Origin of the sequence: Bacillus zhangzhouensis (assembly GCF_000715205.1) — a bacterium.
In the GTDB taxonomy this organism is placed as follows: domain Bacteria; phylum Bacillota; class Bacilli; order Bacillales; family Bacillaceae; genus Bacillus; species Bacillus zhangzhouensis.
Window position 1 is genome coordinate 1 of sequence record NZ_JOTP01000057.1, and the last position, 1,675, is coordinate 1,675.

A 1,675-nucleotide genomic window follows, 5' to 3' on the forward strand; every position below is an offset into this window, starting at 1 on the left:
CGGCAAACTTTTATCAGTATAGACATGAGTTTTATGATCTCGTTGTTCAGCCCTTCTGGTATTACATCTCATGTGATCTACTTCCTGGGAGGCGTTTTGCGGTTACATGCGATGGGGGCTTTCAGATCCCTAAAGACAAACAAAAAAACCAGGTGTCTTTCCAAGTAGATTTCACTAATATCACAGGGTTAGCAGAGTCAAAGGGCACGTCTTTAAGTGCGCAAAACTTTTCTAGTGAAAGATGGTTTTCAGGAATGTTTCAAAAGCTGGGTACGCCACGGATATCAACTATGCAACAAAATTAAACAGTATCATCTTTACTTACAAACTCACACAATATGATAATGTGGATGATCTACCAGAAGAACCGAGTGAACCAGAAACACCAACTAAACCGACATATCCAAGCAAAGAATATCAGGGAAAGGACGTAGAGTTAAACGACGGACTACCTTCTGATATTGATTTTAGGCAACTGCATGTCTCAACCAAAGACGGCAAAGAGCTTGTGGAAATCGTTGGCGCTGTATTGGAGATGCAAGACGATACAACAGGTAAGAAGAGTTTCACATTCACCTTTCTACGGAATGAGGATAACGGAACTGAATTTGATCTACTTGTTCCAGGGAACATACTGTATTCACGTTAGCAAGTGGAACGATCCTTAAACAAACACTGGATCAAAAATTGCGAGAAGAAAACGGCATCCCTAGAATTGCAGGACAAGAAAAAGGTCAATCATTTAGCGATGGTATTACTTCATCAAAAGTTAACGTATCAGGCAGAGGAAGCAGGTCACGCAGCTGACGTCATTGCATACGCCGCGTCTGAGAAAGTATACAACCATCAAAAGTATTATATTACAGACATTGAGCTTGATCAGAGCAGGAAAAACGTGCTGCAGAAAAAAGTTACGGCCAATCATGTGTATACTGTTCTTCTTGTAAATGACAGAGTCGAGGAAAAAATTTCAAAGAAAATGAAAATCAATGAAGCTTTAGACTTTGTACTAGCTGGTACGCCTTTTCAATATGTGCTAAAAGCAAAATTATCAGAGTTTGACGAAGTAGATCAAGACGGCTTCGGAGAAAAAAACAGAGTCGAATTAATGGATCAGATTGTTGAGGATTATGAAATAGAACTTGATGTAAATAACTATGTCATCTATGTACATTTAAAAATGGGCAAGGTGGTAGACTTCACACTTGACAGCCGATACAATATGCCAGGATTTAAGTTAAAAATCAATGACCAAAACACATCCACAAGAGCTTGGGGTTACGGAGCAGAAAAGAAAGATAAGAAAAGTGACACTAAATCAACTGATGCAAACACGAAAGAGGATGAAAAGGAAAAAGAGCCTGAATATGAATTCGAGCCTATCCTATACATTCATCCTGACGAAGACAAATTTTTGATCGAGGGAAAGCCGCGCTGGGGCGAGCCGATAAGAGATGACACAGTAAAAAAAGCAAGTAACATGGTATCTGCTTTGAAAAAGCACGTAAACCCATATCCTGATGTGGTCGTAGAGGCTGAGTATCAATTTATCTATGAGCCAGCACTACAAGGCATAGAAGATGATTTTTGGAAAGGTGACACGATCCATGTCATTGCGGATACTGCAAATGGGATCACGTTTGAGGATGATGTAAGGCTAGTGTCTGTCACTTAT

General features: G+C 39.8%; 1 protein-coding gene and 2 pseudogenes. All 3 read left to right on the forward strand.

Annotation, left to right across the window (positions count from 1 at the left end):
* Positions 1–257: pseudogene (locus BA70_RS19810) on the forward strand (phage tail domain-containing protein); the annotation flags it as partial.
* The gene (locus BA70_RS19175; RefSeq protein WP_051691200.1) at positions 242–649 is read left to right on the forward strand and encodes a hypothetical protein; all 408 of its coding nucleotides are present in this window, start codon (positions 242–244) and stop codon (positions 647–649) included. The pseudogene BA70_RS19810 and the gene BA70_RS19175, both read left to right, overlap by 16 nt.
* A gap of 174 nt (positions 650–823) precedes the next feature.
* Positions 824–1,675 (forward strand): annotated as a pseudogene (locus BA70_RS18645) (phage tail protein); the annotation flags it as partial.

Bases quoted from the DNA above. Each gene is read 5' to 3' on its own strand.
- BA70_RS19175 (WP_051691200.1), top strand. From the start codon at position 242: ATGGTTTTCAGGAATGTTTCAAAAGCTGGGTACGCCACGGATATCAAC.